The following is a 22,198-nucleotide window of genomic DNA, read 5'->3' on the forward strand; positions in this document are numbered from 1 at the left end:
GGATCGCTGGAATTTTTAAAGCTTGAAATGAATTCATTCAAGCGATTCCAAACAACATCCGCATCTCAACGCCAGACGGCTGGTACAGCTCTCGCAGGTCAGCCCCCTCAGTTCAGCCCCTTCAGGCTGTCCCGATTATATGCCGCTTTCCGCAATGCGCAAACAAAGTTCCCCTGCTGTTCCCCAGGTGCGCCTGGTCGAGGTCGATGCCGAGCAGGCCGGCCAGCGGATCGACAATTTCTTGCTGCGTTTGTGCAAGGGTGTCCCCAAAAGTCATATCTACAGAGCCATCCGTGGCGGCGAGGTTCGCGTAAATAAGGGACGTATTCAAGCCGAATACCGGGTCCAGGCGGGCGACATCGTGCGCGTGCCGCCGCTGCGGCTGCCCGACCCCGGCGCGCCCAAGCCCGTTCCTGCTTCAGAGTTTCCGGTCGTGTTCGAAGACGACGCCCTGCTGGTGATCGACAAGCCCGCGGGCGTTGCCGTCCATGGCGGAAGCGGCGTGTCGTTCGGCGTGATCGAGCAGCTGCGCGCGGCGCGCCCGGAGGCCCGCTTTCTGGAGCTGGTGCATCGCCTCGACCGCGAGACCTCCGGGCTGCTGATGGTCGCCAAAAAGCGCAGCGCGCTGCTGGCCCTGCACGCCATGCTGCGCGAGGGCAAGGGCAACAAGCACTATTACGCGCTGGTCGAGGGCGATTGGGTCAACGACCGCCAGCACATCAAGCTGGGTCTCACCAAATGGACCACCCAGAGCGGCGAGCGCCGCGTGCGCGTCGACCCCGACGGCCAGTTTGCCCATACGATCGTGAGCCTCAGGCAGCGGTTCGGCGGCTACAGCCTGGTCGACGCCGAGCTGCGCACCGGTCGCACCCACCAGATCCGCGTGCATCTGGCCGGCAGCGGCTTTCCGATCGTGGGCGACGATAAATACGGGCCGGATGAAACCCGCGCCCGGTTCGCGCGCATGGGCTTTAACCGCATGTTTCTGCATGCACACCAATTGACGATCGCCCATCCCCTGACGGGCGAAACCCTCAGGTTGACGGCCGAGCTGCCGGCCGCCTGCCAAAAGCTGTTGCAGCAACTGGAGACCGCCTGACATGGCCTATTCCCTCGTGGTGTTCGATTGGGATGGCACGCTGATGGATTCGACCCACAGCATCGTAGCCGCCATCCAGAACGCCTGTCGCGATCTGGACCTGCCCGTGCCCACCGCTTCGGCGGCGAGCTGGGTGATCGGGCTCTCGCTCGAGAGCGCGCTTCGCCGTGCCGTCCCCGAGCTCACCCCGGCCCTACTGCCGCGGTTTCTGGAGCGCTACCGCATTCATTACCTGTTGCGCGACCCCGAGCTGCGTCTGTTCGACGGCGCGCGCGAGCTGCTGACCGACCTGGCCAACCAGAATGTGCGTCTGGCCGTCGCCACCGGCAAGAGCCGGGTGGGCCTGGACCGCGTGCTGGCCGCGACCGGTCTGCGTCATATGTTCGATGCCACCCGCACCGCCGACGAGACCTTCAGCAAGCCGCATCCCGAGATGTTGCACCAGCTGATGCGCGAGCTCGTCGCCGAGCCCGCCGACATGCTTATGATCGGGGATACCTCCCATGATCTTCAGATGGCCGTCAACGCGGGCGTGCACGGGCTGGGCGTCTCGTACGGTGCCCATCCGATCAGCGATCTGGAGGGCTGCGCCCCGCAGGCCGTGGTCGACAGCGTGGCCGCCATGTCGGCCTGGCTCAAGCCCCGGGTCGGCGCGCCGGCATAAGGCCCCCGGGTCGGCGGGCGCCGGCATAGCGCCCCGGATGGGCGCGCCGGCATAGCGCCCCGAGTCGGCGCGTCGACATCAGGCCGCCTCCGCGTTCCCGCCGTGCCGGGAACGCCGCCGTGCCCGTCCTGTCTGAACGTTGCGGGAGAAACGGGAATAAATCGCTGGGCGGTTCCGTCTATCCTGTATTGGATGCTGCGCGGCGCGTCATGTGCCGCGAGCGTCGCGTTCTCGGGAGAAACGCATGTTCGTACGCAAGCCGGGCGATGTCCTGCCCTCCGAAATCACCCCCGAATCCGTCTGGCAGTCCCGCAGAGAGTGGATGCTGCGCACCGGCGCCGCCGCCGCGGCCCTGAGCCTGCCGGCCTGGGCGCGCGCCGAGGGCGACGCCCTGCCGGGCCGGGCGTCGCCCTTCTCGGTGATGGAAAAGCAGACGCCCATCAAGGACGTCACCACCTACAACAACTACTACGAGTTCGGCCTCGACAAGAGCGATCCGGCCGCCAATGCAGGCAAGCTGCAGGTGCGGCCCTGGACGGTCAAGGTCGAGGGCGAGGTCGAGAAGCCGGCGACGTTCGACATCGACACGCTGCTCAAGCTCGCGCCCATGGAAGACCGCGTCTATCGGCTGCGTTGTGTCGAGGGCTGGTCCATGGTGATCCCGTGGGTCGGTTATTCGGTGGCCGAGGTGCTCAAGCAGGTCCAGCCGACCAGCAAGGCCAAGTACGTCGAGTTCGTCAGTGTGGTGCAGCGCGAAAACATGCCCGGCGTGCGCTCGGCGGTGCTCGACTGGCCCTATGTCGAGGCGCTGCGCATCGACGAGGCCATGCATCCGCTGACCATGCTGGTGTTCGGCCTGTACGGCAAGGTGCTGCCCAAGCAGAACGGGGCGCCCTTGAGGTTGGCCGTCCCCTGGAAGTACGGCTTCAAGTCGGCCAAGTCCCTGGTGGCGATCCGTCTGGTCGAGAAGCAGCCGGTCAGCTCGTGGATGAAGGCCGCCCCGCAGGAGTACGGCTTCTATGCCAATGTGAACCCCGACGTGCCGCATCCGCGCTGGAGCCAGGCCACGGAGCGGCGCATCGGCGAGGACGGTCTGTTCACGCCCAAGCGCAAGACCCTGGCCTTCAATGGCTACGCGGACCAGGTGGCGTCGCTCTACCAGGGCATGGATCTGAAGGCGAACTACTGATGCTGTTTACCGGAGTACGGGCGTGAGTCGCGCACCCGCGGCGCCCGCGCCGCATCCCGCCTGGTCGGCGCGCGCCATCGCGCGCTTCAAGCCCGTTCTGTTCCTGCTGGGCCTGATGCCGTTTCTGCGCTGGATCTGGCTGGGGTTCAACGATGGTCTCACCGCCAATCCCGTCGAGTTCCTGACGCGATCCTCCGGCACCTGGACGCTCGTCTGCCTGCTGGTCACGCTGGCGATCACGCCGCTGCGGCGCCTGCTGGGCCAGCCGGCCCTGGTGCGGCTGCGCCGCATGTGCGGGCTGTTCGCGTTTTTCTATGCGAGCCTGCATTTCTGTACCTGGGTGTGGTGGGATCGCGGGCTGGATCCCGCCGCGATGCTGCAGGACCTCGGGCAGCGGCCGTTCATCGCCGTGGGATTCGCCGCTTTCGTGCTGATGAGCCTGCTTGCGCTCACCTCCACGCAGGCCGCGATGCGGCGCCTCGGCAAGCGCTGGCAGACGCTGCATCGTGCGGTGTACGTGATCGGCCTGCTGGCCATCCTGCACTACTGGTGGCACAAGGCCGGCAAGAACGATCTGCGCGAGCCGCTCATCTACGCCGGCGTGCTCGCCGTGCTGCTGGGCTGGCGCGTCGTCGCGTGGTGGCGGCGCCGGCCGAGCCCGGCCTGAGCGGCCGCGGTGCCGCCGCACCCGTCAGGGCATGGCGAGCATGATGGCCGCGGTTTCGATGTCGGGCTGGCCGTCGTGGGTGGCGGGGCGATAGTGCATCTGAAATGCCGCCAGCACGTTGATGGTCGCCCGGTCGAGCTGGCCGTGCTGCGGCGTGTCGTAGCCCAGGCGCGCCAGCTGTTGCTGAAACCACGCCACGTCGGGCAGGCCCGTCGTCTGCATGCGGGCCAGGTGCTGCGCGGCCCCGGCCTCGTCGTACCAGCGGCCGATGCCGGCTTGCGCGAGTTGGCGCCACGGAAAGAGCGGGCCGGGATCGAGCTTGCGCTGCGGGGCGATGTCGCTGTGGCCCACCACGTTCTCGGGCGCGATGCCATGACGCCGGATGACATCCTGCAGCAGGGTGACGAGTGTCTGGATCTGCCGCGGCTGATATGGATGCCAGACACGCTCGCCGCCCGGCCCCTCGGTGAAGCCGGGGTTCACGACCTCGATGCCTATCGACGTGAAGTTCAACGAGCGCTGGGCATACCAGGCGCTGGCGCCCGCGTGCCAGGCCGCCCGATTCTCGTCGACCAGGCGATAGACCTTGCCCGCCGGGGCCTCGGCCACGAGGTAATGCGAGCTGACCTTCGCGGTGGACAGGATGTGCAGCGACCGGGCGTCGTCGGACGTCGTGTAATGCAGGACCACATAGCGTGCGCGGCTGCTCTGGCCTTGCGCGGTGACGGAAGTGTCCAGATCGAGCCCCGCCGGACCCCGGCTGGCGCAGCCCGCCAGGGCCAGGAGGGCGAGCGCCGCCGCGCCGAAGCGTGCCGCGCCCGTCATTTGGCCGCCAGGAACAGAAACAGCGTCGGCTGTTTGTCGAGGTCGGGAGGCGGGCTCTGCTTCCATTGCGCCACGGTGCGGGTCATGACCCATTCCTGGGCGGTGGTCAGGGCGCGCGCCACGCACAGGCGCGTGTCGCCGCGCAGCGCGGAGAGCAGGGTGCCGAACATGGCGGCGTTGCGATAAGGGGTTTCGATCAGCATCTGGGTCTGATCGTTTTTGGCCGAGTGTTGTTCCCATGCGCGCAATTGTTTGGCCCGCTCGGCCGGATCCACGGGGGCGTAGCCGTGGAACGCGAAGCGCTGCCCGTCGAGCCCGCTCGCCATCAGGCCGAGCAGGATCGAGGAGGGGCCGACCCAGGGGCGCACCGGCAGGCCGAGGCGGTGGGCCACGGCCACCACCTTGGCGCCGGGGTCGGCCACCGCGGGGCAGCCCGCCTCCGACACCAGTCCGATATCGCGCCCCTCGCGCAGCGGCTCGAGCCAGGTTTCGATCTGGCGCGCGTCGGCCTTGTCGCTCAGGGTATGGATGGTGATCTCCTGGAGCGGGCGCTCCGTGCCGATCAGCTTCAGGAAGGCGCGCGCCGTCTTGGCGTTTTCGGCGATGTAGAGGTCGAGCTTGCCGGCCAGTGCCCGGGCGTCCGCCGGCAGCCAGCGTTCGACGGGCGACTCGCCCAGACCCACCGGGATCAGGTGCAGGGCGCCGCTCATGCCTGCCCCGCGCGGTCGAGCGGATCCCAGCCGAAGCCGGCCAGGATGCGGGTGAGGGCAATCAGCGGCAGGCCGATGATGGCGGTCGGGTCGTCGCTCTCGATGCGATCCATCAGGGCGATCCCCAGGCTTTCCGCCTTGGCGCTGCCCGCGGTATCGTAGGGCTCTTCGGCGTGCAGATAAGCGGTGATCGCGGCCGGCGTGAGCACGCGAAAGCGGCAGCGCGTGACCACATCGACACGCTCGGTGCGCGTGCCGTCGGTCACGGCCATCGCACTGTGAAACTCCACCTCGCGGCCCGATAGCTGGGTCAGCTGGGCGTGGGCGCGGGCAAAATCGCCCGGTTTGCCGATCGGGCTGCCGTCGATGGTGGCGACCTGGTCGGATCCGATGACCAGCGCATCGGGGTGCCGGGCTGCAATCACGCGCGCCTTGGCTTCCGACAGGCGCAGTGCCAGCGCCGCGGGCGCTTCGCCCGGTTGTGGCGTTTCGTCCACATCGGGCGAAATGCTCTCGAACGGCAGGCGCAGGCGCGCCAGCAGCTCGCGGCGGTAGCGCGAGCTCGATGCGAGGATCAGGCGGGTTTGGGCGGGAGGCGAATCGGCTGTTGCAGACTGTGTGACGGGCATGCCAAGTTTGACGGTAGGCTGTAAGTCACGGTATTATCTAACGTTTTGCGGCATTTTGCTGTGCGAGGCAGCGGGCAGGCTCCGCTTTTGGGTAGCAACCCGGGTAGCAATCTGAGTACCAACCTGGGTACCGGCCTGGGCACCAACCCGGGTACCAACCCGGGGACCTTTTCAGGTCCCCCCAGGTCCCCCCCAGGTGCCAACCCAGCCCCGGCGGATTGTGCGCAAAAATCATCACGCATTCGATGCAGGAAGCTCATGAACGATAAGGCGAATACGGGAAAGTCGAGCGCAACCTCGGATGACCCGCGATTCGATGTGCGCCGCATCGATGCCATCGCCATGGCAAACCAGCGTGGGCACGCGCACGGGGAAGTCCCCATTGTGCGGCTCGACCGGTTTGTCGAGGGTCTGCCCGAGCAGGCCCGGCCGGATGAGAGCGGCGCCGGCATGGTCCGTTGGTCCGTGCAGGGCGAGCAAGGAAAAGGCACCAGCCGTTCTGGCGCGGTGATCGGCGGTCAGCCGCTACTGCAATTGCATGTGCAAGCCGCGCCGATTCTGGTGTGCCAGCGCTGCAATGCACCCTTTGTGTATTCGGTGGATTCCACCGTCGTGCTGCAACTCGTGGCATCCGAGGACGATCTCGAAGACGACCTCGGCGACCTCGATGAGCAGGACGAAGATTTTGAGGCCGCGGCCAGACTACCCGAAAAGGTGGTGGGTTCGCATCGCTTCGATCTGTTGGCCCAGATCGAGGATGAACTCATCCTGAGCATTCCCTACGTGCCCCGGCACGAGGTCTGCCCAGGGCAGGAGGCCGTTTCGGACGAAGAAGTCGAGTCGCCCGAAGTCAAGCGTCCATCACCGTTTGCGGTGTTGGAACAACTGAAGCGCAAGAATTGAGATCAACTCGTGCCGCATTCGCGTACAATGCGGCCCGTTTCTAGGAGTCATCATGGCTGTTCAACAAAACAAGAAGTCCCCGTCCAAGCGCGGTATGCACCGCTCGCACGATTTCCTGACGAATCCCCCGACGGCCATCGAGCCCAACACGGGCGAATCGCACCTGCGTCACCACATCAGCCCCAACGGCTTCTATCGTGGTCGCAAGGTCCTGAAGACCAAGGCTGACGAATAAGTCACGCGTCGTCTCTCGTAAACCGGTAGACCGTCTCAGCTCGACGCTGATCTGGCACCCGTGATACGCATCGCCATAGACTGCATGGGCGGGGACTTCGGTCTGCCCGTTACGATACCGGCCGCGATCGAGTTCGCCCGGCAGTTCCCGGATACCCGGTTGCTGCTGGTCGGACTGCCCGATGCCATCGAGGCTGCGCTGGCCGAGCAACGCTCGGTGCCGCGCGACCGCCTCGAAATCGTACCGGCCTCCGAGGTCGTCTCGATGGACGACCCGGTCGAGGTCGCGCTACGTCGCAAAAAAGATTCTTCCATGCGCCAGGCGGCTCAGGCCGTCAAGGATGGCCGCGCCGACGCCTGCGTGTCGGCCGGCAATACCGGCGCCTGGATGGCGATTTCGCGCTACGTACTCAAGACGCTGGACGGCATCGACCGCCCGGCGATCGCCACCTCCATTCCCAACCAGACCGGCCGCGCCACCACGGTGCTCGATCTGGGGGCCAACGTCGACTGTACCGCCGAGCACCTGATGCAATTCGCCATCATGGGTGCCGCGCTGGCGCAGGCCGTCGATCACCGCGAGAACCCCACCGTGGGGTTGCTCAACATCGGTGAAGAGGTCATCAAGGGCAACGAAGTGGTCAAGGAAGCGGCCGAGCTGTTGCGCGCGAGTCCGCTGAACTTCCACGGCAACGTGGAAGGCAACGATATTTTCAAGGGCACGGTCGACGTCGTCGTTTGCGATGGCTTTGTCGGCAACGTGGTGCTGAAGTCCGTCGAAGGCCTGGCCAAGATGCTCTCCAGCGTGATCCGCGAAGAATTCAAGCGCAACATCGTGACGCTGCTGGTCGGCGCCGTGGCCACGCCGGTGCTCAACCGCCTGCGTCGCCGCGTCGACAACCGGCGCTACAACGGCGCGGCCTTGCTGGGCCTGCGCGGCGTGGTCATCAAGAGCCACGGCTCGGCCGACGCGTATTCCTATGGTTTCGCGCTGCAACGCGCACGCGAAGCCGTGGTCAGCAAGCTGCTCGAGCGCACGGCTCAGACCGTCGCGCAGATCAATGAGCGCGTGCAGTTGCGTGATGCGGCAGGAGGCAATGCCTGATGGATAAGTCCATGAAATACTCCGTGATCGCGGGCTCGGGTTCGTTTCTGCCCGAACGCGTCGTCTCCAACGATGCCCTGGCCGCCGAGCTGGCCGAGCGTGGCATCGTCACTTCCGATGAGTGGATCGTCGAGCGCACGGGCATCCGCCAGCGCCATCTCGCCGAACGCGGCGTGACGACGAGCCAGCTCGCCACCGAGGCTGCGCGCCGCGCGCTCGCCGACGCCGGCATCGAAGCCGCCGACCTCGACCTCATCATCGTCGCGACCTCCACGCCCGATTTCGTGTTTCCGAGCACGGCCTGCCTGGTGCAGGCCAATCTCGGCGCGAAGGGTGGCGCCGCGTTCGACGTGCAGGCCGTCTGCTCCGGCTTCGTCTACGCGCTGACCACCGCCGACAGCTTCGTGCGTGCCGGTCGTGCGCGCAACGCGCTAGTGATCGGCGCCGAAGTGTTTTCCCGCATCCTCGACTGGAACGACCGCGCCACCTGCGTGTTGTTCGGCGACGGCGCGGGTGCCGTGGTCCTCAAGGCCTCTGACGAACCCGGTATTCTGGCCGCGCATCTGCATGCGGACGGCAGCCAGACCAAGATTCTCTGTGCCGCGGGCAATGTGGCCTACGGCGAAGTCACGGGCGATCCGTTCCTGCGCATGGATGGCCAGGCCGTCTTCAAGCAGGCCGTCACGGTGCTCGATCGTTCGGCACGCGCCGTGTGCGCGGAAGCCGGCATCGGCGTCGACCAGCTCGATTGGCTGGTCCCGCACCAGGCCAACGTGCGCATCCTCAATTTCCTTGCCAAGAAGCTCGAGATCTCCACGGACCGCGTGGTCATCTCGGTCGATCAGCACGCCAATACGTCGGCGGCCAGCGTGCCGCTTGCGCTCGATCTGGCGCGCCGCGATGGCCGCATCAAACCCGGCCAGCACGTGCTGATGCAGGGCGTGGGCGGTGGCTTCACCTGGGGCTCTGTGCTCGCCCGAATGTAGGTTCAGATCGTCCGCGCGAGCGGGGCGCCCGAGCGGTGTCCCGCTGTCCGCCGCAACCGGGCGTCACACGCCCCGATTGAAACGAACATAAATCACGGACATCCATGAAAGTCGCTTTCGTATTTCCCGGTCAGGGTTCCCAAGCGGTCGGCATGCTCGATGCGTGGGCAGGTAACGCCGCCGTCGCCGATGTGCTCGCGCGTGCCAATGCCGCGCTGGGTCAGGACCTCGCCGCGCTGATCCAGCAGGGTCCCGCCGACCAGCTCAATCTCACCACCAACACGCAACCCGCGATGCTGACGGCGGGCATGGCCTGCTTCGCCGCGTGGCGTGCCGCCGGTGGCCCGATGCCGGCGCTGGTCGCCGGCCACAGCCTCGGCGAATACACCGCCTTGACGGCCGCTGGCGCGCTGGCGCTCGAAGACGCCGTGCGCCTGGTGCGCGTGCGCGCCGACGCCATGCAGGCCGCCGTGCCGGTCGGTACCGGCGCCATGGCCGCCATCCTGGGCCTGGACGACGACGCGGTGCGTGCCGCCTGCGCCGAAGCCGCTCAGGGCGAAATCGTGGAAGCCGTGAATTTCAACGCACCGGCTCAGGTCGTGATCGCGGGCCACAAGGCCGCCGTCGAGCGTGCCTGCGAGGCCGCGAAGGCCGCCGGCGCCAAGCGCGCGCTGCTGCTGCCGGTCTCGGCGCCGTTCCACTCCAGCCTGCTGCAGCCCGCCGCCGAGGTGTTGGCCGCCGCGCTCGCCGACATCGACGTCGTGGCCCCGCAGGTGCCCCTCATCAACAACGTGGATGTCGCGACCGTGGATACGCCGGACGCGATCCGGGATGCGCTGGTGCGCCAGGCATGGCATGCTGTGCGTTGGGTCGAAACCCTCCAGGCCATGAAGGCGCAGGGCATCACGCATGTGATCGAATGCGGTCCCGGCAAAGTGCTTACCGGCCTGACCAAGCGCATCGACGGCGAGCTCACGGGCCTGGCCATCACCGATCCCGCCTCCCTGGAAGCCGCCCTCGCGGTGGTGCACGGAAACTGACATGGAAAAACACTCGAACGAACTCGAGGGCAAGATTGCCCTGGTGACCGGCGCGACGCGCGGTATCGGCAAGGCCATCGCCGCCGAGCTGGCGGCACGCGGCGCCACCGTCGTCGGCACGGCCACGTCCGAGGCCGGCGCGCAGACCATCAACGAAGCGCTGGCTCCGCTGGGCGGCCGCGGTGTGGTGCTCGACGTGACCGATACCAAGGCTGCCGAAGCGCTCATCGAGACGCTGGGCAAAGAGGGCGGCGGCCCGCACATCCTCGTCAACAACGCCGGCATCACGCGTGACACGCTCGCCATGCGCATGAAAGACGACGACTGGGACGCCGTGATCGACACCAACCTCGCGGCCGTATTCCGTCTGTCGCGCGCCGTGCTGCGCGGCATGATGAAGGCCCGCTGGGGCCGCATCATCAACGTGACCTCCGTGGTCGGTGCCAGCGGCAACGCGGGCCAGGCCAACTACGCCGCCGCGAAGGCGGGCGTGGCGGGCATGGCACGTGCTTTGGCTCGTGAGCTGGGTAGCCGCAACATCACGGTCAATTGCGTCGCGCCGGGCTTCATCGACACCGACATGACGCGCGTACTGGGCGAAGACCAGCACGCCGCGCTGTTGCAGCAGATTCCGCTGGGCCGCCTCGGCGACCCGGCCGATATCGCCCACGCGGTGGCCTTCCTGGCCGGTCCGCAGGCGGGTTACATTACGGGTACGACCCTCCACGTCAACGGCGGGATGTACATGCAATGAGTTCCGGTGCGACGGCTCGGCCTTGGCCGCGCCGGCGTACCATCGCAGCACCCGCCCGGGTGCCCCAGCGAGCAAGCCCCGTCTTTATCGGGCGGCCGCAACGGGGCCTCGGCAAGGCATGTGAAGGGTATGTGTGGCGGCCTCCGTGGTCGTCATTCCCAGGGGCTGAAAACAGTCTTTCGCATGCTGGTGTTATTTTTGTCATGGCCTGGCGTTTGCATTCCTCTGCGCTTGGCTATAATTCGCGGGATTTTTCCCAATTGGAGATCTGCATGGAAAGCATCGAACAGCGCGTCAAGAAGATCGTCGCTGAACAACTTGGCGTGAACGAAGCCGAGATCAAGAACGAGTCCTCCTTCCTTGACGACCTCGGTGCCGATTCGCTCGACATGGTCGAGCTGGTCATGGCCCTCGAAGATGAATTCGAGACCGAGATCCCCGACGAAGAGGCCGAAAAGATCACGACCGTGCAACAAGCGATTGACTACATCAATTCGCACGGTAAGCAGTAAGCTGGCCTGTATCCTCCCGCGCGCGCCCTTTTCGGGAACAGCGCCGGGAACTGGGCGGTTTCTGGAAGCTGCCGCGCAATTGCCGCGACACATGATCCGGCCGGGCACGTCCCCGGCGGTCAGGTCGGCCGGCGAGGGCCGCGCGCAGTACCTCCCGAAAACCGCCTTTATTTTGTCTGTTTGAGGAGTCATCCGTGAAGCGACGAGTCGTCATCACCGGCCTGGGTATCGTGTCCCCCGTGGGCAATGACCTAGCCACCGCTTGGGACAATATCGTCAACGGACGTTCTGGCATTGGCCGCATCACCCGTTTCGATCCGTCCAGCCTGACCACGCACATCGCGGGTGAGGTCAAGGACTTCGACGTCACCCAGTTCGTGCCGGCAAAAGAAGCCCGCCAAATGGATACCTTCATCCATTACGGCCTGGCTGCCGGCATGCAAGCCTGGCGCGACTGTGGTCTGGAAGTGACCGAAGAGAATGCCGAGCGCATCGGCGTGATCATCGGCTCGGGCATCGGTGGCCTGCCGCGTATCGAAGAAACCCAGACCGACCTGCTGGCCAAGGGCCCGCGTCGGATCTCGCCGTTCTTCGTGCCGGGTTCGTTGATCAACCTCATCTCGGGTCAGCTCTCGATTGTCTATGGCATGAAGGGCCCGAGCTATGCCGTCGTGTCGGCGTGCACCACCGGTCTGCACAGCATCGGCGATGCCGCGCGTCTGATCGAGTACGGTGATGCCGACGTGATGGTCGCCGGCGGTGCCGAGTCGACCGTGTCGATGCTGGGCATCGGTGGCTTTGCCGCCATGCGCGCACTGTCCACGCGCAACGACGATCCGACCACCGCATCGCGTCCCTGGGACCGCGACCGCGACGGCTTCGTGCTGGGCGAGGGCGCTGGCGTGCTGGTGCTCGAAGAATACGAACACGCCAAGAAGCGCGGTGCGCGCATTTACGGCGAGTTCGTCGGCTACGGCATGAGCTCCGACGCGCATCACATCACGGCCCCCGACAAGGACGGTCCGCGTCGCGGCATCGTCAATGCGCTGCGCAACGGCTCGATCAATCTCGATGAGGTCGATTACGTCAACGCGCACGGCACCTCCACGCCGCTGGGTGACAAGAACGAAACCGAGGCACTGAAGCTCGCGTTCGGCGATCGCGCCCACAAGCTGGTGGTGAACTCCACCAAGTCGATGACCGGGCACTTGCTCGGCGCGGCCGGGGGTATCGAAGCCGTGTTCACGACGCTGGCCGTCTACAACCAGATCTCGCCGCCCACGATCAATATCTTCAACCAGGATCCCGAGTGCGACCTGGATTACTGCGCCAACCAGGCGCGTGATATGAAGATCGACGTGGCGCTGTCCAACTCCTTCGGGTTTGGCGGCACCAACGGCTCGATGGCTGTGCGTCGGGTCTGAGTTGAGCGTCGACGCCCGTCGCATCCCCGGCGTTCTGCGGATTCCGGTACACCAACCCGTCCTTGCCCGCGCGCTGCGCAGCCTTGCGGCTGCGTGGGGTGTGGGCATGGCGGCGGTGGCCGGAACGCTGGCGGCCGGGATGGCCGACGGGCTCGTCTGGCTTGCCGGCCTCGCGCTGGCAGGGCTGGGCGGTGGCCTGGGTTGGGCGGGTCTGCCCAAGCGCAGCGCCTCGCCGCGCGCCCTGAGCGCCGGGCCTGCGGCCGACGGCTGGCGAGTGCGCCGCCAGCGGCACTGGCACCGCGCCACGCTGCGCCGGGCGCGTCTGGCGCCGGCTCACGTCCGGCTCGATCTCGAGCTTGACGCCACGGCCTTCTGTGTTACAAATAGCAAGATCACCTGCACCGTCTGGCGTTCAGGCCTGCCGCCTGAGCAATGGCGGCGTCTGCGCGTCCTGGCGCGGGCAGCCGACCGCAGCGCGGTGCCGCGCAGAGGGGCGTCATGAGCGAACGCGATGTCGACGCCGAACTTGTCGCGCGCGTGCAACGCGGCGACAAGAAAGCTTTCGACCTGCTGGTACTGAAGTATCAGCGCAAGATACTGCGCCTGCTGGCGCGGATGATCCGCGACCCATCCGAGATCGAGGATGTGGCGCAGGAGGCTTTCATCAAGGCCTACCGGGCCCTGCCGCAGTTTCGCGGAGAAAGCGCCTTCTATACGTGGTTGTATCGTATTGCGATCAATACGGCACGAAATTGGCTGGCTTCCCAGGGGCGGCGCCCGAGCGCGCCCAATGCGATAGAAACGGAAGACGGTGAAACTTTTAACGAAACCGACAACCTAACCGATATAAGCACGCCAGAAGCGATGTTCGCCAGCCGCGAGATCGCCGAGACGGTCAACGCCGCGATCGAGGAATTGCCCGAGGAGCTGCGGACCGCTATCGTCCTGCGTGAAATCGAAGGTATGAGTTACGAAGACATCGCCCAAAGCATGGACTGTCCCATTGGTACGGTTCGCTCGCGCATTTTCCGCGCCCGCGAAGCCATTTCCAATCGGTTGCGGCCTCTGCTTGACACCGATGCCGAGCGTCGCTGGTAAGGAGTGGCAGTCATGCAAACAGTAGCCAAGTCCGAGATCGCCGATTCTTCATGGGAGGAATCGGTTTCCGCCTGGATGGATGGCGAAGGATCCGAGGACTTTTTCGAAAACCTGACGAGCCCGCAGGCCCGTCAGACCTGGAGCACGTATCACCTCATCGGTGACGCGTTGCGCAACCCCGGGCCGGTGATCACGCCGAGCGCCGACTTCCAGGCGCGCCTGTCGCGCGCCCTCGAAGCCGAGCTGCCCATCGTGGCCGCCCCGCGCCGCAGCCGCCGGTCGCACCTGCGCATGGGCCTGTCCGGCCTGGCCGTGGCCGCCGCGGTCGCCACCGTGGCCTGGGTCGCTCAGCCCTACGTGGCGGGCGGCATCAACCCCGCGCCCACCCAGGTGCTGGCCGACGCGGCCGTGCCGGGCGCCGGTGCGCCGGGCGCCGCTGCGTCGGGCGCCGATGACGGCCCCCTGCGCGATTACCTCGAGGCCCATCGCCAGATGGCCGGCCCGAGCGCGGTACGCCAGGTCTCCTTCGAGGCCGGAGCGGGGCGTTGATGGCACAGTCGCAGGACGTGCGCGCAGTGACGTTCACGCGCATGGCAGTGCGGCAACGCCGTTTCGCGGCGCAGGCCGCGTGTGCGCTGATGGCGCTCATGGCGTTGCACGGCGCCGCGCTGGCTCAAAGCGCACCGCCGTCCGCCGATCCGGTTCAGTTGCTCGCCGATATCCAGCAGGCCGCGCGCAAGCAGGACTACGCCGGCGTGTTCATGTATCAACAGGGCGAAGTCATCCAGTCGTCGCGTCTGGTGCACGTGGTCGATGGCACCGGTGAGCGCGAGCGCCTCGAGATCCTCGACGGCCAGCCGCGCGAGTACCTGCGTCACAACGACGACGTCCAATGCCTCGTGCCCGAGCACAAGACCGTGTTGCTGGAGCGCCGTCGTGGCGATCGCTTCCCGGGTCTGCTGCTGGGCGATCCCGCCGACCTCACCAAGCATTACACGATTCGTGCCGAAGAAAAGCTGCACCGCGTCGCTGACCGCGAGTGCCGGCTGATCACCGTCGAGCCGCGCGATGGGTTGCGCTACGGCTATCGTCTCTGTGCCGACGTGAAGACCAATCTCTTGCTGAAGGCGCAGACCTTCGACCCGGGCCGGGGCGTGATCGAGCAGGTCTCGTTCTCGTCCATCCGTCTGGGCAGCGATGTCGATCCCGCGCAGCTGTCCTCGCGCTGGAACATCCGCGACTGGAAGGTGGTCGAGATGACCATGAAACCGGTCGATCTCGTCGCGCAAGGCTGGCGCATTCCTGCGCCGCAAGGTTTTCTGGCCGTGATGCAGGTCGCGCGGCACATGGGCAAGGGAACCGTTAGCCAGGTCGTGCTGTCGGATGGATTGGCGGCGATTTCGGTCTTCATCGAACCCTACGATCCTGATCGCCACCAGCATCCTCCCGCTGGTCTGATCCAGCGCGGTGCCATCAACATTTACGGAACGCGTATTGCAGATTTCTGGTTGACGGCGTTGGGTGAGGTACCGGTGACGACGCTCGAACAACTCGCGCAAGGCACCGAATACGTGCCCACTCCAGCCGCCAAATAAGAACAAGCCTGCAAAAGGTGTTGGGGTCTTTACGGAGCTCAAGGTAATGAACGCAACTACAGTGTCGAACTCTTTTTTCCGGCGCTTTTTCCTGGCCATGATGGTCGGGACCATGCTGGTGTCCGCCCAGCCTCAACTGGCACATGCCCAGACGCCCGTCGCGGGCGGGGTGCTGCCCGATTTCACATCGATCGTCGAGAAGGCCGAGCCGGCCGTGGTCAACATCCGCACCACGGCCACCGTGCCCGTGCGCGGAGGCCCCGGTGGCCCTGGCGGCGGCAACGGCGATCCGTACGAGCTGTTCCGCTGGTTCTTCGGGCCGGACTTCCAGCCCCCCGGCCCGACGCCGGGTCCGCGTCGTCAGCCGCCGCAGGCGCAGCCTGAAGAGCGCACCGTGCCGCGCGGCGTGGGTTCCGGCTTCTTCATCTCCGAAGACGGCTACATCCTCACCAACAACCACGTCATCAGCGACGCGACGGATATCTACGTCACGCTGACCGACGGCCGTGAATTCAAGGCCAAGGTCATCGGCACCGACGAGCGCACCGACGTCGCGCTGATCAAGGTCGAAGCCAAGGGCATGACGCCGCTGCCGGTCGGCAACACCAAGCTGCTCAAGAAGGGCCAGTGGGTGCTCGCGATCGGTTCGCCGTTCGGCCTGGACTCCACCGTGACCTCCGGCATCGTCAGCGCGATCGGCCGCGACACCGGCGAGTATCTGCCGTTCATCCAGACCGACGTGGCCGTGAACCCCGGCAACTCGGGCGGCCCGCTGCTGAACATGCAGGGTGAGGTGGTCGGCATCAATTCGCAGATCATCTCGCGCAGCGGCGGCTTCATGGGCATCTCGCTCGCGATCCCGATCGACGAAGCCATGCGCGTGGTCGATCAGCTGCGCGCCACCGGCAAGGTCACGCGCGGCCGTATCGGCGTGCAGATCGGCGAAGTCAGCAAGGATGTCGCCGATGCCATCGGTCTGCCGCGTGCCGAGGGCGCGCTGGTGAACAGCGTCGAGCCGGACGGTCCCGCCGAGAAGGGCGGTGTGCAGCCGGGCGACGTGATCCTCAAGTTCAATGGCGAGACCATCAAGCGCTGGTCGGATCTGCCGCGCATCGTCGGCGAAACCAAGCCGGAGAGCGAAGGCAAGATCGAAGTCTGGCGCAAGGGTCGCAGCGTCACGCTGACCGTCAAGGTCGCCGAACTGCAGGCCGAGCAGACCGCTCAGGCCAAAGGCAAGGCCGAGCGTGAAGCCAAGCCCGAAGTGACCAACCATCTGGGTCTGGGCGTGGCCGATGTGCCCGCCGACATGCAGAAGAAGCTCAAGATCAAGGGTGGCGTGCAGGTGCGCCTGGCCCAGGGTCCGGCGGCTGCCGCGGGTCTTCAGGAAGGCGACATTCTGCTTGCCGTGAACGACACCGACGTCATCAACGCCGAGCAATTCAACAAGGTCGTGTCCAAGCTGGATAAGTCCAAGGTGGTGGGTCTGTTGTACCGCCGCGGCGGTCAGGCGCAGTGGGTTGCAGTGCAGCCGTCCAAATAAGCGCCAAGACCGGCTAAAATGGCTGTTTGCCACTAAACGAGGGGGCGCTGGGCGCCCCTTCGTTTTTGGTCTCCCCTGGTCCGATCCGCCGCCGGCACCCACGCCGGCACCTCGTGCGGACACTGTTTTGCGTCGCCTTGCCCTTGCCGGCCGCCCTTGCCGGCAGCTGGCGCCAGGCACCGGCGCCGCGCCCAGGGGCTCTGCCCCGTTTGACGCGCCCGGCGCCCTGCGCCTCGGGCTGACATCGGATTTCCCGGTTTGCTCTGTCCCTAAATAACTCTTTATGCAGCATATCCGCAACTTCTCCATCATTGCCCACATCGATCACGGTAAATCGACCCTGGCCGATCGCCTGATCCATCGCTGCGGCGGGTTGGCGGATCGCGAAATGTCGGCGCAAGTGCTGGACTCGATGGATATCGAGCGCGAGCGCGGCATCACCATCAAGGCCCAGACCGCGGCCCTGCACTACAAGGCGCAGGACGGCAAGGTCTACAACCTCAACCTCATCGACACCCCGGGGCACGTCGACTTCTCGTATGAAGTCAGCCGTTCGCTGTCCGCGTGCGAAGGGGCGCTGCTCGTCGTCGACGCCTCGCAGGGTGTCGAGGCCCAGACCGTCGCCAACTGCTACACCGCGATCGAGCTCGGCGTCGAAGTGCTGCCCGTGCTGAACAAGATGGATCTGCCGCAGGCCGATCCCGAGGGCGCGCGCCAGGAAGTCGAAGACGTGATCGGCATCGACGCCAGCGGCGCGGTCCTGGCGAGCGCCAAGACCGGCGTGGGCATCGACGAAATTCTCGAGATGATCGTCGCGCGCGTCCCGGCGCCCAAGGGCGACCCGACGGCGCCGCTGCAGGCGCTCATCATCGATTCGTGGTTCGACAACTACGTCGGCGTCGTCATGCTGGTGCGCATCGTCAATGGCACGCTGCGCCCGAAAGACAAGATCCTGTTCATGGCCAACGGTGCCACCCACCTGTGCGAGCAGACGGGTGTGTTCACGCCCAAGTCCGAGCAGCGCGCCCAGCTGTCGGCGGGCGAGGTCGGCTTCATCATCGCCGGCATCAAAGAGCTGGCGCACGCCAAGGTGGGCGACACCATCACGCTGGCCGGCAAGGCCGCGCCCGAACCGCTGCCCGGCTTCAAGGAAGTGAAGCCGCAGGTGTTCGCGGGCCTGTATCCGGTCGAGAGCTCCGAATACGATCAACTTCGCGACTCGCTCGAGAAGCTCAAGCTCAACGATGCGGCGCTGATGTTCGAGCCCGAAGTGTCCCAGGCACTGGGCTTCGGCTTCCGTTGCGGCTTCCTCGGCCTGCTCCACATGGAGATCGTGCAGGAACGTCTGGAGCGCGAGTTCGACATGGACATCATCACCACGGCGCCGTCCGTGGTGTACGAAGTCGAACAGCGCGACGGCACGGTGCTGACCATCGAGAGCCCGTCGCGCATGCCCGAAGTCGGCAAGATCAACGACATTCGCGAGCCCATCGTGACGGTCACGCTGTTCATGCCGCAGGAGTACGTGGGCCCTGTGATGACGCTGTGCAACAACAAGCGCGGCGTGCAGATCAACATGACCTACCACGGCCGCCAGGTCCATCTCACCTACGAGATCCCGCTGGCCGAGATCGTGCTCGACTTCTTCGACCGCCTCAAATCGGTGTCGCGCGGCTATGCCTCGATGGACTATGAGTTCCTCGAGTACCGCTCGGCCGACGTGGTCAAGGTCGACCTCCTCATCAACAGCGACCGCGTCGACGCGCTCGCCATGATCGTGCACCGTTCCAACGCGCGCTATCGGGCGCGTGACGTGGTGTCGCGCATGCGTGAGCTGATTCCGCGCCAGATGTACGACGTCGCGATCCAGGCCGCTATCGGCGCCGAAGTGATCGCGCGCGAAAACGTCAAGGCGTTGCGCAAGAACGTGCTGGCCAAGTGCTATGGCGGCGACATCAGCCGCAAGAAGAAGCTCCTCGAAAAGCAGAAGGCCGGCAAGAAGCGCATGAAGCAGGTGGGCAGCGTCGAAATCCCTCAAGAGGCATTCCTCGCCATCCTGCAGGTGGAAGACAAGTAAACCCCCAAGAGGCGGTAATAAATGAGCTGGAACTTTGCACTGATTCTTTTTGTGCTGCTGGTCGTGACCGGCGTCGTCTGGGCTTTGGATCTGTTGGTGCTGCGTCGCGGCCGGCAACGCCGTGCCAAGGCGGCGGCCGATCAGGTGGCCGCCGCGCAGATCGGCGACGCGCAGGAAGCCGAGCGCCAGCGCCGCGTCGCCGTCGACGACGCGATGCGCTCGCCGTGGTGGGTGGAGTACGCGGTCAGTTTCTTCCCGGTGATCCTGTTCGTGTTCGTGCTGCGTTCGTTCGTCGTCGAGCCGTTTCGCATTCCGTCGGGTTCGATGCTGCCCACGCTGCAATCGGGCGACCTTATCCTCGTGAACAAGTTCAGCTATGGCATTCGCCTGCCCGTGCTCGATCGCAAGGTGATCGAGGTCGGGCAACCGGCGCGTGGCGACGTCGTCGTGTTCCGCTACCCCGTGGATCCCGATGTCGACTACATCAAGCGCATCGTCGGCCTGCCGGGCGACGAGGTGGCCTATCTGGACAAGAAGCTCTACGTCAACGGTCAATTGGTGCCGCATACCCGTGACGGCGACTATTTCGAGCCCGACCGCGTCTCCTACATCGCGCAGTATCGAGAGAAATTGGGCGACGTTGAGCACAAAATCCTGCTCGATGAGCAACGTTCGCAGGATTTTGGGCCGATCTGGAAGTTTCCCAGCGCCGACCAATGCCAGTACCTGCGCAATGGAGTACGCTGCAAAGTACCGCCGGGCAATTACTTCGCCATGGGTGACAACCGTGACAATAGTGCCGACAGTCGTTACTGGGGATTCGTTCCTGACAGTAATATCGTGGGCAAGGCCTTCTTTGTCTGGATGAACTTTGGCGATCTCAGCCGTATCGGCCGCTTTCACTGATAGATCATGTCTTTAGCCACGCTGGAAACCCGCCTCGGTCACCGCTTCGGTGATCAGGCCCTGCTCGAACAGGCGCTGACGCACCGTAGTCACGGTGCGCGTCATAACGAGCGGCTGGAGTTTCTGGGCGACTCTGTGCTGAACTTCGTCGTGGCGGCGATGCTCTATCAACGCTACCCCAAGCTCGACGAAGGCGATCTGTCGCGCGTGCGCGCCAATCTCGTCAAGCAGGCGTCGCTCGCCGATATCGCCCAGCGTCTCGACCTCTCCCAGTTTCTGCGCCTCGGCGAAGGCGAGCTCAAGAGCGGCGGTTTCCGTCGCCCGTCGATTCTGGCCGACACGGTCGAAGCGCTGTTCGGCGGCGTGTTCCTCGACGCCGGCTTCGAGGCCGCGCGCAAGGTGATCGAAGGCCAGTACGAGCCCGTGCTCGCGAGCGTCGATCTCCAGACCCTCGGCAAAGACGCCAAGACCCTGCTGCAGGAATTTTTGCAGGGCCGCAAGATGGCCCTGCCGGTGTACACCGTGGTTGCCACGCATGGCGCGGCCCACAGTCAACAGTTCGAAGTCGAGTGCGCTGTCGCCGGCTTCGACATCAAGGTGGTGGCCGCGGGCGCGAGCCGGCGTGCCGCCGAGCAATCCGCCGCCAAGCTGGCCCTGGAAGCGGCGCAGGCCGTCAGCCCGCCGCCCAAGGCCGCCAAGAAATCCGGCCGTGCGCGCAAGACCGCGCAATTGTCGCTGCCCGTGGCAGTGGCCCAAGAGGTTAAATGAACACCCCCGTTTCCCGTACCGGTTTTGTCGCCATCGTGGGTCGCCCCAACGTCGGCAAGTCCACCCTGACCAACGCCCTCATCGGCTCGAAGATCTCGATCGTCTCGCGCAAGGCGCAGACCACCCGGCATCGCATCCATGGCGTGCTCACGCGTGAGCACGAGCAGTTCGTGTTCGTCGACACGCCGGGCTTCCAGACCCGCCACGGCGGCGCGATGAACCGCATGATGAACCGCGTGGTCACGCAGGCCCTGAACGACGTGGATGTCGTCGTGCACGTGGTCGAGGCCGGCAAATGGACCGACGGCGACGCCAAGCTGCTGCCCTTGCTGCCCGCGCCCGAGCGCACCATTCTGGCCATCAGCAAGATCGACGCGCTCAAGAGCCGCGACGAGCTGTTTCCGTTCGTGGCCAAGCTGATGGCGCAGCATCCCTATGGTGCCGTGGTGCCCGTGAGCGCCACCAAGAATCACCAGCTCGACCAGCTCCTCGACGAGATCGCGACACGCCTGCCCGAAGGCGAGCCGATGTTCGAGGAAGACACGCTCACCGACCGCCCGATGCGCTTCATCGCCGCGGAGCTCGTGCGCGAAAAGATTTTCCGTCTGGTGGGCGATGAGCTGCCCTACGGCTGTACCGTCGTGATCGAGCAATGGGAAGAAAACGACGCCGGCGCGCGCATCGCCGCCTGCGTGGTGGTCGAACGCGACAGCCACAAGCCCATCCTGCTCGGCGCCGGCGGCCAGCACATGAAGCGCATCGCCACCGAAGCCCGCCAGGACATCGCGAAGCTGCTCGACAAGCCCGTGCACCTCGAGGTCTACATCAAGGTGCGCAAGGGCTGGTCGGATCGCGAGAGCGCGCTGCGCGATCTGGGCTATGAGTAAACGGGCGCATCGCGTCCACGATTGCCGTGCCTACATGCTCCACGCGACCGCGTGGCGCGAAACCTCCCTGATCGTCCAGACCTTCTCGCGTGACCATGGCTGTGTCGCCATGGTCGCGAAGGGGGCCAAGCGCCCCTATTCGGTGCTGCGGCCGGTCTTGAGCGCCTTCCAGCCCCTGATGCTGTCCTGGTCGGGCGCCAGCGAAGTCAAAACCCTCACCAAGGCCGAAGTCGATGGCATCCACCCGCTCGGGGGCGCCGCGCTGATGTCCGCCTGGTACATGAACGAGCTCCTGCTGCGCCTGCTGCCGCGCGAGGACGCCCATCCGGTGCTGTTCGACGCCTACGAAACCGCGTTGACCCAGCTTGCGCAGGGCAGCCGGGCCGCGGGGGCGCTGCGACGCTTCGAATGGATTCTGCTGCGCGAAATCGGCTACGGCGTCGACGAAGGGGAGCCCGATTTCAACGACGCGCAGCTCGAGCCCACCTTGCGCCGCGAGCTGCGCGAGCGGCTCGACATCAACCTCGCCGGCCGGCCGCTCTCGACGCGCCGCGTGTTGATGGAGCTGCAACGGGTGTAGCGGCGC

Annotated in this window: 25 protein-coding genes; 22 read left to right on the plus strand and 3 right to left on the minus strand. The window is 65.7% G+C overall.

From position 1 onward, the window contains the following. Positions 1-139 precede the first annotated feature (139 nt). The 4 genes from CAL25_RS04695 to msrQ all read left to right on the plus strand — a co-directional run bounded on the left by CAL25_RS04695 (position 140) and on the right by msrQ (position 3,619). Positions 140-1,099, plus strand: a complete 960-nt coding sequence (locus CAL25_RS04695; protein WP_094798797.1) for an RluA family pseudouridine synthase — start codon at positions 140-142, stop codon at positions 1,097-1,099. A gap of 1 nt (position 1,100) precedes the next feature. Next, on the plus strand, positions 1,101-1,763 hold the full coding sequence (locus CAL25_RS04700; protein WP_094798798.1) for an HAD family hydrolase: 663 nt from the start codon (positions 1,101-1,103) through the stop codon (positions 1,761-1,763). 244 nt (positions 1,764-2,007) lie between these two features. Beyond that, entirely contained in the window at positions 2,008-2,952 is a 945-nt protein-coding gene (msrP, locus tag CAL25_RS04705; RefSeq protein ID WP_094798799.1) for a protein-methionine-sulfoxide reductase catalytic subunit MsrP, read from the plus strand. Positions 2,953-2,974: 22 nt separating this feature from the next. Further along, positions 2,975-3,619 (plus strand): protein-methionine-sulfoxide reductase heme-binding subunit MsrQ, encoded by a 645-nt coding sequence (gene msrQ / locus CAL25_RS04710; protein ID WP_094798800.1) that lies wholly within the window; start codon positions 2,975-2,977, stop codon positions 3,617-3,619. 24 nt (positions 3,620-3,643) lie between these two features. On the opposite strand, the gene CAL25_RS04715 is transcribed toward msrQ, so the two are convergent. The 3 genes from CAL25_RS04715 to CAL25_RS04725 are packed head-to-tail and all read right to left on the minus strand — an operon-like array spanning position 3,644 to position 5,783. Next, positions 3,644-4,444 (minus strand): N-acetylmuramoyl-L-alanine amidase, encoded by an 801-nt coding sequence (locus CAL25_RS04715; RefSeq protein WP_249278952.1) that lies wholly within the window; start codon positions 4,442-4,444, stop codon positions 3,644-3,646. Next, entirely contained in the window at positions 4,441-5,154 is a 714-nt protein-coding gene (locus tag CAL25_RS04720; protein WP_094798802.1) for an SAM-dependent methyltransferase, read from the minus strand. The genes CAL25_RS04715 and CAL25_RS04720 overlap by 4 nt, the downstream gene beginning before the upstream one ends. Further along, a complete protein-coding gene (locus tag CAL25_RS04725; protein WP_094798803.1) occupies positions 5,151-5,783 on the minus strand; it encodes a Maf family nucleotide pyrophosphatase in 633 nt (210 codons plus the stop codon). The genes CAL25_RS04720 and CAL25_RS04725 overlap by 4 nt, the downstream gene beginning before the upstream one ends. A gap of 342 nt (positions 5,784-6,125) precedes the next feature. Here CAL25_RS04725 and CAL25_RS04730 point away from each other — a divergent pair, with 342 nt between their 5' ends. The 18 genes from CAL25_RS04730 to recO all read left to right on the plus strand — a co-directional run bounded on the left by CAL25_RS04730 (position 6,126) and on the right by recO (position 22,192). After that, positions 6,126-6,686: a YceD family protein gene (locus CAL25_RS04730; RefSeq protein WP_249278957.1), complete on the plus strand. Its 561-nt coding sequence runs from the start codon at positions 6,126-6,128 to the stop codon at positions 6,684-6,686. 52 nt (positions 6,687-6,738) lie between these two features. Next, entirely contained in the window at positions 6,739-6,921 is a 183-nt protein-coding gene (gene rpmF / locus CAL25_RS04735; protein WP_094798805.1) for a 50S ribosomal protein L32, read from the plus strand. Between the two features lie 60 nt (positions 6,922-6,981). Further along, the gene (gene plsX, locus CAL25_RS04740) at positions 6,982-8,025 is read left to right on the plus strand and encodes a phosphate acyltransferase PlsX (RefSeq protein WP_094798806.1); all 1,044 of its coding nucleotides are present in this window, start codon (positions 6,982-6,984) and stop codon (positions 8,023-8,025) included. Then, positions 8,025-9,011, plus strand: coding sequence for a beta-ketoacyl-ACP synthase III (locus CAL25_RS04745; RefSeq protein WP_094798807.1), 987 nt, complete (start codon positions 8,025-8,027; stop codon positions 9,009-9,011). The genes plsX and CAL25_RS04745 overlap by 1 nt, the downstream gene beginning before the upstream one ends. 104 nt (positions 9,012-9,115) lie before the next feature. Continuing rightward, a complete protein-coding gene (gene fabD / locus CAL25_RS04750; RefSeq protein WP_094798808.1) occupies positions 9,116-10,051 on the plus strand; it encodes an ACP S-malonyltransferase in 936 nt (311 codons plus the stop codon). Between the two features lies 1 nt (position 10,052). Then, positions 10,053-10,805, plus strand: coding sequence for a 3-oxoacyl-ACP reductase FabG (gene fabG / locus CAL25_RS04755; protein WP_094798809.1), 753 nt, complete (start codon positions 10,053-10,055; stop codon positions 10,803-10,805). Positions 10,806-11,077: 272 nt separating this feature from the next. Beyond that, entirely contained in the window at positions 11,078-11,317 is a 240-nt protein-coding gene (acpP, locus tag CAL25_RS04760) for an acyl carrier protein (protein ID WP_003813816.1), read from the plus strand. 194 nt (positions 11,318-11,511) lie between these two features. Then, positions 11,512-12,741, plus strand: coding sequence for a beta-ketoacyl-ACP synthase II (gene fabF, locus CAL25_RS04765; protein ID WP_094798810.1), 1,230 nt, complete (start codon positions 11,512-11,514; stop codon positions 12,739-12,741). 1 nt (position 12,742) lies between these two features. Next, complete coding sequence (locus CAL25_RS04770; RefSeq protein WP_094798811.1) at positions 12,743-13,243, plus strand: hypothetical protein; 501 nt, start codon at positions 12,743-12,745, stop codon at positions 13,241-13,243. Beyond that, complete coding sequence (gene rpoE / locus CAL25_RS04775; RefSeq protein ID WP_094798812.1) at positions 13,240-13,839, plus strand: RNA polymerase sigma factor RpoE; 600 nt, start codon at positions 13,240-13,242, stop codon at positions 13,837-13,839. Before CAL25_RS04770 ends, rpoE begins: the two co-directional genes overlap by 4 nt. A 12-nt stretch (positions 13,840-13,851) precedes the next feature. Continuing rightward, entirely contained in the window at positions 13,852-14,388 is a 537-nt protein-coding gene (locus tag CAL25_RS04780; protein ID WP_094798813.1) for a sigma-E factor negative regulatory protein, read from the plus strand. Continuing rightward, positions 14,388-15,434: a MucB/RseB C-terminal domain-containing protein gene (locus CAL25_RS04785; RefSeq protein ID WP_094798814.1), complete on the plus strand. Its 1,047-nt coding sequence runs from the start codon at positions 14,388-14,390 to the stop codon at positions 15,432-15,434. Before CAL25_RS04780 ends, CAL25_RS04785 begins: the two co-directional genes overlap by 1 nt. A gap of 46 nt (positions 15,435-15,480) precedes the next feature. Continuing rightward, positions 15,481-16,974 (plus strand): DegQ family serine endoprotease, encoded by a 1,494-nt coding sequence (locus CAL25_RS04790; RefSeq protein WP_094798815.1) that lies wholly within the window; start codon positions 15,481-15,483, stop codon positions 16,972-16,974. A 283-nt stretch (positions 16,975-17,257) separates the two neighbouring features. Further along, positions 17,258-19,051, plus strand: coding sequence for a translation elongation factor 4 (gene lepA / locus CAL25_RS04795; protein ID WP_094798816.1), 1,794 nt, complete (start codon positions 17,258-17,260; stop codon positions 19,049-19,051). A gap of 21 nt (positions 19,052-19,072) precedes the next feature. Continuing rightward, positions 19,073-19,957 (plus strand): signal peptidase I, encoded by an 885-nt coding sequence (gene lepB, locus CAL25_RS04800; protein WP_094798817.1) that lies wholly within the window; start codon positions 19,073-19,075, stop codon positions 19,955-19,957. Positions 19,958-19,963: 6 nt separating this feature from the next. After that, positions 19,964-20,725, plus strand: a complete 762-nt coding sequence (rnc, locus tag CAL25_RS04805) for a ribonuclease III (protein WP_094798818.1) — start codon at positions 19,964-19,966, stop codon at positions 20,723-20,725. Beyond that, positions 20,722-21,612 carry a GTPase Era gene (gene era / locus CAL25_RS04810; protein ID WP_094798819.1) on the plus strand — a complete coding sequence of 297 codons (891 nt, stop codon included), beginning with the start codon at positions 20,722-20,724 and terminating at the stop codon, positions 21,610-21,612. Before rnc ends, era begins: the two co-directional genes overlap by 4 nt. Beyond that, complete coding sequence (gene recO, locus CAL25_RS04815) at positions 21,605-22,192, plus strand: DNA repair protein RecO (RefSeq protein WP_094798820.1); 588 nt, start codon at positions 21,605-21,607, stop codon at positions 22,190-22,192. The genes era and recO overlap by 8 nt, the downstream gene beginning before the upstream one ends. Positions 22,193-22,198 lie beyond the last annotated feature (6 nt).

Source organism: Bordetella genomosp. 5, from assembly GCF_002261315.1.
In the GTDB taxonomy this organism is placed as follows: Bacteria; Pseudomonadota; Gammaproteobacteria; order Burkholderiales; family Burkholderiaceae_B; genus Bordetella.